6 protein-coding genes are annotated in these 6856 nt (G+C 72.8%); 3 read left to right on the top strand and 3 right to left on the bottom strand.

Going from position 1 to position 6856, the window contains the following annotated elements; all coding sequences use genetic code 11:
• Positions 1–112: 112 nt before the first annotated feature.
• Positions 113–844, bottom strand: a complete 732-nt coding sequence (locus QJS33_RS13945; protein ID WP_306368377.1) for a TetR/AcrR family transcriptional regulator — start codon at positions 842–844, stop codon at positions 113–115.
• 151 nt (positions 845–995) lie between these two features.
• Between QJS33_RS13945 and QJS33_RS13940 the strand changes: the two genes are divergently transcribed.
• Positions 996–2153: an acyl-CoA dehydrogenase family protein gene (locus QJS33_RS13940; protein WP_306368376.1), complete on the top strand. Its 1158-nt coding sequence runs from the start codon at positions 996–998 to the stop codon at positions 2151–2153.
• A gap of 70 nt (positions 2154–2223) precedes the next feature.
• Here QJS33_RS13940 and QJS33_RS13935 read toward each other — a convergent pair whose 3' ends face one another.
• Positions 2224–3036 carry an NAD(P)H-binding protein gene (locus tag QJS33_RS13935; RefSeq protein WP_306368375.1) on the bottom strand — a complete coding sequence of 271 codons (813 nt, stop codon included), beginning with the start codon at positions 3034–3036 and terminating at the stop codon, positions 2224–2226.
• Between the two features lie 144 nt (positions 3037–3180).
• Between QJS33_RS13935 and QJS33_RS13930 the strand changes: the two genes are divergently transcribed.
• Both QJS33_RS13930 and QJS33_RS13925 read left to right on the top strand, forming a co-directional pair.
• Positions 3181–4368 (top strand): sensor histidine kinase, encoded by a 1188-nt coding sequence (locus tag QJS33_RS13930; protein ID WP_306368374.1) that lies wholly within the window; start codon positions 3181–3183, stop codon positions 4366–4368.
• On the top strand, positions 4365–5051 hold the full coding sequence (locus tag QJS33_RS13925; RefSeq protein WP_306368373.1) for a response regulator transcription factor: 687 nt from the start codon (positions 4365–4367) through the stop codon (positions 5049–5051). The genes QJS33_RS13930 and QJS33_RS13925 overlap by 4 nt, the downstream gene beginning before the upstream one ends.
• A gap of 47 nt (positions 5052–5098) precedes the next feature.
• On the opposite strand, the gene QJS33_RS13920 is transcribed toward QJS33_RS13925, so the two are convergent.
• A complete protein-coding gene (locus QJS33_RS13920; protein ID WP_306368372.1) occupies positions 5099–6799 on the bottom strand; it encodes a serine/threonine-protein kinase in 1701 nt (566 codons plus the stop codon).
• Between the last annotated feature and the right edge of the window lie 57 nt (positions 6800–6856).

Raw genomic sequence — 6856 nt, 5'->3', positions numbered from 1 at the left:
CCGTGCCGGGTAGCACCCGCCGTGTCCACACTCATGCGCGCTCGCCTCTTGGTTCTCTCCCGCTCTCCAACCGTTCCAGCCTACGCCGCCCCGGGCACGCCCGGGCCACCGGTCAGCCCCGGGCCCCGGCCTCGTCCACGGCGGCGCTCAGCCGGCGCACCAGCTCCTCCCGGCCCAGGTCGGCGGGGTAGACGGCGACCATGACCCGGTCCCGGGCCGGAGCCTCGCCCGGGTGCAGTATCGGACCGGCGGCACGGCGGACGAACTCCATGGCGGCGTCGTAGCGTTCCCAGACCCCGCGGGTGTCCTGCCCGGGGTCGCGCAGCCAGCCGCGGAGCACGTGGTTGTGCGCGGAGATGAGGGCGGCGGCGGCCACTCCGGCGGCCAGCGACCGCTCCTCGGGACCGCCCTCGCCTTCACGGGCGGCCAGGTAGCGGCTGAACGCGGACTGGTAGCGGGCGGTCATCGCCACCTCGCGGTCGCGCAACCGGGGGTGGACGCGGACCAGGCGGTAGCGGGGGACGGTGACCTCGGGGTCGCGCAGGTAGTCCCGCAGCACCAGGCGGGCGGCGGCGAACACCACGTCCAGGGGCTCGCCGGAAGCGGTCTCCAAATGCCGGGAGACCTCGGCGAACAGTTCGTCGTGCTCGGCGAAGAGGATGTCCTCCTTGGTGCCGAACCGGCGGAACAGGCTGCGCCGGCTCACCCCTCCGGCGGCCGCGATGTCGTCCATCGTGGTGGCCTCGAAGCCGTTCTCGGTGAACAGGCGGACGGCGGCCAGCACCACGTCGCGGGTGGGCACGCGCGCGGACGCCCCCTTGGCGACCGATCGCTCACGGACCATCGTTCCCCTCCCCTGGCACGCCCCCCGAAAGGTATCCGACGCCCGATGGTGTACTTCGCACCGTCCACCCCCTATTCTGACACTGAATGCCAACCAAAGGCACCCAGTGCCATCGATCGGGGGAGGGCGTACCTCCCGCGGAGGAACGCAGATGAGCGACTTCGACCTGTTCAAGACCACCGAGGAGCACGAGGAGCTGCGCGCGGCCGTGCGCGCCGTCTCCGAGGACAAGATCGCCCCGCACGCGGCCGAGGTCGACGAGCAGAGCGTTTTCCCCCGGGACGCCCTCGATGCCCTGGTCGCCACCGACTTCCACGCCCCGCACATCGCGGAGGAGTACGACGGTGTGGGCGCCGACGCGCTGGCCACCTGCATCGTCATCGAAGAGGTCGCCCGCGTCTGCGCCTCCTCCTCGCTGATCCCGGCGGTCAACAAGCTCGGCACGATGCCGGTCATCCTGGGCGCCTCCGAGGACGTCAAGCGCCGTTACCTGCCCGAGGTCGCCTCCGGTGAGGCGATGTTCTCCTACGGCCTGTCCGAGCGCGAGGCCGGCTCCGACACCGCGGGCATGCGCACCCAGGCCGTGCGCGACGGCGACGACTGGGTGATCAACGGCCAGAAGTCGTGGATCACCAACGCGGGCGTCAGCAAGTACTACACCGTCCTGGCGGTCACCGACCCCGAGGGCCCGCGCGGACGCAACATCACCGCGTTCGTGCTGCACGCCGACGACGAGGGCTTCACCCTGGGCGAGCCCGAGCGCAAGCTCGGCATCAAGGGCTCCCCCACCCGCGAGCTGTTCTTCGACAACGTCCGCATCCCGGGCGACCGGATCGTCGGTGAGCCGGGCGAGGGCCTGAAGATCGCGCTGCGCACCCTGGACCACACCCGGGTCACCATCGGCGCGCAGGCCGTCGGCATCGCCCAGGGCGCCCTGGACCACGCGGTCGCCTACGTCAAGGAGCGCAAGCAGTTCGGCAAGGCCGTCGCGGACTTCCAGGGCGTCCAGTTCATGCTGGCCGACATGGCCATGAAGCTGGAGACCGCCCGCCAGATGGTCTACGTGGCCGCCGCCAAGTCCGAGCGCGGCGACGACGACCTGTCCTTCTTCGGCGCCGCGGCCAAGTGCTACGCCTCCGACGCCGCCATGGAGATCACCACCGACGCCGTGCAGCTGCTGGGCGGCGCGGGTTACGTCAAGGACTTCCCGCTGGAGCGCATGATGCGCGATGCCAAGATCACCCAGATCTACGAGGGCACCAACCAGATCCAGCGCCTGGTGATGGCCCGCCAGCTGCTCAAGAAGTAGCCCACGGACCGGACGCCCGGCCCCCGCTCCGCGAAAGTGGGGGGCCGGGCGTCCCCCTGTCCGGGCCCGGTCAGAGGGTGGACTCGCGGGCGAAGCGGGCCAGCGGGATGGGCTCGCGGCCCAGAGCGGCGCGGACGTCGTCGGTGACATCGGCGGCGCGGCCGCGGACGGCGGCGGCGAAGCGCTCGTTGAGGGTGTCGATGTAGCGCTCCCCCCAACCGCGGTCGGAGGCCCGGAAGTAGAAGCGCGACTCGTCCACCGGCTTGAACCGCCACACCGGGCTATCGGTTCCCTTGGTCCAGCGCACGACACCGCCCACGGTCAGCGCCTGCGGGCCGGTGAGGGTGTACTCCTTGCCGCCGTGGTCGCCCACGAGCGACTCCACGGCGGTGGCCGCCACGTCGCGGGCGTCCACGAAGCTGATCTCGGTGCGCCGCTTGACCGGCAGCTCCAGCCGTCCGTTGCGGGACCGGGCCAGGTTGGCGAAAGTGCCCTCGGTGAAGTCCTGGAACAGCCAGTTGGGGCGCAGCACCGTCACCCGGTCGAACAGCTCCTTGGCCTTGAACTCGGCCGCCCGCTGGTCGGAGTCGGAGGGCGCGTGCTCGGTGCCCATCGCCGACATCACCACGGCCCGCTCCACCCCCGCCTCGGCGGCGCGCTCCAGGAAGGCGGCCACCCGGTGCCCCAGGGCCATGCCCACCGGGGTCACCACGAAGACACGCGAGGTCCCCGCGAGCACCTCCGCCCAGTTGGAGGTGTCGGTCCAGTCCAGCCGCCTTTCAGCGGTGCGCGAGGCACCGGCGGCGGGCAGGCCGCGCCGCTTCAACTCGGTCAGGACGCGTCGGCCCACCATGCCGGTGGCTCCGGTCACCAGAGTGCTCATCGCCTCCACGGTACCCACGGCCGCGACGGAAGTGGACACGAACCGCGCGGGCGGAGACCGAAGTAGCGAAGTCCACCGCCATCGGTATCGTCCGCGTGCGCCGGGGGACCGCCCCGGCCTGCCGGAACGTAGACTCACGCTGCTATGAACACCGCCACCGGGCCGTACGAACGGGATGTGCGCGACTGGATCGTGGACCTGTCCATGTTCCTGCTCGCCCTCGTCTTCGCGGCCATGACGCTCCTGGACTTCCCGCCGCCGGGACCGTCGAGCGGTGACGTCCCCGTGATCACCGTGCCCGGCCACCCCACCTGGTGGGAGACGGCCGAGCGGCTGGCGACCCTGGCGGCCTGCACGTCCCTGTGGTGGCGGCGCCGCTGGCCGGTCCAGATCGCGGTGTCCCTCATCGCGCTCTCGGTCGTGACGGACCTGGTCTCGGGCGCGCTGCTCATCGCCCTGTTCTCACTGGCCCTGCACCGGCCGCCCAAGGTGAGCCTGCTGGTCTTCGGTCTGGGCATCGCCTCGGTGGGCCTGAAGTCGCTGGTGCTGCCCGACCCCCACCTGCCCGCCCTGGTCGCCTTCCTGCTGAGTGTGGCCGTCCAGGGTGCGGTCATCGGCTGGGGGCTGAGCATCCACCACCGCCGGGAGCTGGTGGACTCCCTGCGTGAGCGGGCGGTGCACGCCGAGACGGAGGCGCAGCTGCGCGCCGAGCACGCCCAGCACCAGGTGCGCGAGGCCATGGCCCGGGAGATCCACGACGTGCTCGGGCACCGGCTGTCGCTGCTGAGCGTGCACGCGGGCGCCCTGGAGTACCGGCCGGACGCGTCGCCGGAGGAGGTCGCGCGCTCGGCGAAGGTGATCCGGGAGAGCGCCCACCAGGCCCTACAGGACCTGCGCGAGGTGATCGGGGTGCTGCGCGCCCCGGTGGGCGAGCTGCCCCAGCCGACCATGGCGGACCTGCGCCAGCTGGTGGCGGAGGCCGACAGGGCCGGGGCGCGGGTGGCGTTCACCGAGGACTACGACGGGACCGTCCCGGAGCGGACGGGGCGCACCGCCTACCGGATCGTGCAGGAGGGACTGACGAACGTGCGCAAGCACGCCCCGGGCGCGGACACCCGCGTGTCGGTGCGGGGCGCCCCCGGGGAGGGACTGACCGTGGAGGTGCGCAACGGCCGCGCCCCGGCCCCGCAGGGGCCGCGGAGCGACGACTCCGACGGCCAGGGGTTGGTGGGCCTCACCGAGCGGGTGTCGCTGCTGTCGGGCCGGCTGGAGCACGGCCGCACGCCCGAAGGTGGCTGGCGCCTGTCCGCTTGGCTACCGTGGCCGACATGAGCGAGGCGCAGCGCGACCCCCGGGACATCGGCGTGGTCATCGTCGACGACGACGCACTGGTCCGGGTGGGGCTGGTGATGATGATGGGCGGGGCACCGGACATCAAGGTCCTGGCCGAGGCGGAGGACGGCGGCAGGGTCCTGGACCTGGTGGAGCGGTACTCCCCCGACGTGGTCCTCATGGACATCCGGATGCCGACGGTGGACGGGCTGACCGCGACCGAGCGGCTGCGGGCGCTGGAGGACCCGCCGGAGGTGCTGGTGCTGACCACGTTCGACGCCGACGAGCACGTGCTGCGGGCGCTGCGGGCGGGGGCTGCGGGGTTCCTGCTCAAGGACACCCCGCCGGCGGAGATCGTGGAGTCGGTGCGCCAGGTGGCGCGGGGCATGTCGGTGCTGTCCCCCACGGTGACGCAGCGGCTGGTGGAGCGGGTCGGCGACAACGACGCGGACGCCCGGGCCGACCGGGCGCGCGGGCGGCTGGCCTCGCTCAACGCCCGGGAGCTGGAGGTGGCGGTGGCGGTGGGCCAGGGCCGGTCCAACGCCGACATCGCGTCCTCGCTGTTCCTGAGCGTGCCGACGGTCAAGACGCACGTGTCGAGCATCCTCACCAAGCTGGGGCTGAACAACCGGGTCCAGGTGGCGCTGCTGGTGCACGACGCCCGCCTCGTCCAGGACGGGTAGCCTCCCCGGCGCCCCGCCCGCCGTCGGACCGCGGCGCGTGCGGTGCCTCAGGCCGCGGGGACGAAGGTCTCCGAGAGCCGGTCCAGCAGCTCCCGGTTCATGTCGGCATGCTCGTTGTCGGCCACCAGGAAGAGCGCGTAGCCCTTCTCCTCGGTGTGGAAGCCGCGGTTGACGGCGTGCATGCGCCCGCCCCGGCCGTCGTAGGTGAACTCCCAGTCGGCGGCGGTGATGTAGGCGTCGGTCCAGTCGTCCTCGACCTCCTCGATGCCGATCAGCTCGTAGCCGGGGAAGTTGCCGCTGCCGACCGGCGCGAAGTCGCGCCAGTCCTGTGCGGCGTCCGGACCGGGGTCGTCGGTCTGGTCGACGAGCAGGTAGCCGCCGTCGGGATTGTCGAAGTAGACCATGTTCCCCTCCCTGCGCAGGGTCCAGCCGTCCGGGTACTCCACGGTGAAGCCGCTGGAGTCCTCGTGGACCGCCAGCCCGTCCGCCCAGGGGTCCTCGTCCTGCTCCGCGGGCTCCTCCGGGGCCTCCTCCTCGGGGGCGCCGCCGCCGTCCTCGCCGTCCTCGCCGCCCTCGTCGGCGGGCGCCTCCGACTCCTCCTCCGGCGGAGCGGCCCCGGCCTGGTTCTGGGAGACCAGACCGGCGTCGGGTTCGCCGTTCCGGTTCATGCTGATGTAGAGCGTCGCCCCGGCGGCGACCACCAGGACGACCAGGGCGGCGGCGACCACCAGCAGGTTGCGCCGCCGGGACCGGTCCCGTTCGGCGGTGCGGGGCGCGACGGCCGCGGGAGGCGGGGTGTCCGGTTCCGGGGCGGGCGCCGGTGCGGCCGCCATGACCGCCTGCTCGGCCTCCGGCTCCTCGGTCGGCACCGTGGCGGTGAGGGTCGGCGCCACCGGGGCGGCCCCCGCGGCCGCCCCGGCGCGGTCCCGGACCTCCCGCAGCCGGGCCCGGACCGTGTCGATGTCGGGCCGCTCCTCCGGCTTCTTGGCGCACAGCTCCCGCAGCAGCGGGGCCAGCGGTCCGGCGTTGACGGGGGCCGGCAGCTCCTGGGTGACGATCGCGGTCAGCGTCGCCACCGGAGTGGGCCGGTCGAAGGGCAGGGTGCCCTCCAATGCCTGGAACAGGGTGATGCCCAGGGACCACACGTCCGAGGCGGGGGTCGCGGAGTGCCCGTGGGCGATCTCCGGAGCCAGGTAGCTGGGCGAGCCGATGAGCAGCCCGGTGCTGGTCAGGTGGGTGGAGCCGTCCAGGTGGGCGATGCCGAAGTCGGTGAGCACCGCCCGGCCCTTGTCGTCGATGAGCACGTTGCCGGGTTTGACGTCGCGGTGGACGATGCCGCTCGCGTGCGCCTCCGACAGGCCGGCCGCCATCTGCTCGCCGATGTCGGCGACCCGCGCCACCGGCAGCACCCCGCCCTCGCGGATGACGTCGCCCAGGGAGGACCCGCTGACCAGCTGCATGACGATCCAGGGACGGCCGTCCTCCTCGGCCACGTCGAACACGGTGATGATCGACGGGTGGCTGAGCTGGGCGGCGCTGCGCGCCTCGCGGAGCATGCGGGTGCGCAGGACCTCCACCTCGTGCGCGGGCAGGTTCGGCGGGGTCGTCAGCTCCTTGACCGCGACCGGCCGGTCCAGGAGGGTGTCACTGCCCTTCCAGACCCGGCCCATGCCGCCTGCGCCGATGACCTCGTCCAGGCGGTACCGGTTGGCCAGGAGTCGACCGGAGTCGGCATCCGAACTGTTCATGGGCGCGCGATCCTCTACGGGGAAGGGCGTACGGGGGGAGAAGGCGGGGCGTGTGTG

Source organism: Nocardiopsis sp. CC223A, assembly GCF_030766825.1.
Taxonomy (GTDB): Bacteria; Actinomycetota; Actinomycetes; order Streptosporangiales; family Streptosporangiaceae; genus Nocardiopsis.
This window is presented reverse-complemented; position numbering and strand designations above follow the sequence as displayed.

What these genes read in the sequence shown, in the direction of transcription:
- QJS33_RS13945 (WP_306368377.1), bottom strand. Translation starts at nt 844, where the DNA reads ATGGTCCGTGAGCGATCGGTCGCCAAGGGGGCGTCCGCGCGCGTGCCC.
- QJS33_RS13940 (WP_306368376.1), top strand. Translation starts at nt 996, where the DNA reads ATGAGCGACTTCGACCTGTTCAAGACCACCGAGGAGCACGAGGAGCTG.
- QJS33_RS13935 (WP_306368375.1), bottom strand. Translation starts at nt 3,036, where the DNA reads ATGAGCACTCTGGTGACCGGAGCCACCGGCATGGTGGGCCGACGCGTC.
- QJS33_RS13930 (WP_306368374.1), top strand. Translation starts at nt 3,181, where the DNA reads ATGAACACCGCCACCGGGCCGTACGAACGGGATGTGCGCGACTGGATC.
- QJS33_RS13925 (WP_306368373.1), top strand. Translation starts at nt 4,365, where the DNA reads ATGAGCGAGGCGCAGCGCGACCCCCGGGACATCGGCGTGGTCATCGTC.
- QJS33_RS13920 (WP_306368372.1), bottom strand. Translation starts at nt 6,799, where the DNA reads ATGAACAGTTCGGATGCCGACTCCGGTCGACTCCTGGCCAACCGGTAC.